The sequence below is a fragment of the Acinetobacter sp. ACZLY 512 genome (assembly GCF_023614015.1).
Classification (GTDB): domain Bacteria; phylum Pseudomonadota; class Gammaproteobacteria; order Pseudomonadales; family Moraxellaceae; genus Acinetobacter; species Acinetobacter soli.
Genome location: NZ_JAKIVI010000028.1, coordinates 1 through 597 on the forward strand (window position 1 = coordinate 1; position 597 = coordinate 597).

General features: G+C 55.8%; 1 protein-coding gene. It reads left to right on the forward strand.

The window, feature by feature from the left end:
• The coding region (locus L2096_RS16010; RefSeq protein WP_250365859.1) for an acetyl-CoA C-acyltransferase at positions 1–597 on the forward strand (597 nt) is incomplete at both ends.

Here is a 597-nt window from a genome sequence, read left to right on the forward strand (position 1 = left end):
GGCACAGGCCAAAGGCTACTTTGCAAAAGAAATCGTGCCTGTCACGATTCCACAGCGCAAAGGAGAGCCGGTGGTGATCGCCACCGATGAGCATCCACGTGCCTCAACCACACTAGAGGGACTGGCCAAGCTAAAAGGCGTGGTCAAGCCGGAAGGTAGCGTGACAGCAGGCAATGCGTCAGGCATCAACGACGGTGCAGCAGCAGTTTTAATTGCATCAGACGAAGCGGTTGCACAATATCAGCTTAAAGCACGTGCCAAGATCATTGCCTCCACCACGGTGGGTATCGAGCCACGCATCATGGGCTTCGCACCGGCACCGGCGATCAAAAAGCTGCTCAAGCAGGCCAATCTGACACTTGATCAGATGGATGTGATTGAGCTGAACGAAGCCTTTGCTGCACAGGCACTGGCCTGTACCCGAGACTTAGGACTGGCAGATGACGATGCACGGGTGAATCCGAATGGCGGTGCAATTGCACTGGGTCATCCATTGGGTGCATCTGGTGCGCGTCTGGTGACGACGGCTTTAAACCAGCTGGAACAGTCGGGCGGTAAGTATGCGCTGTGTTCGATGTGTATCGGCGTGGGTCAGGG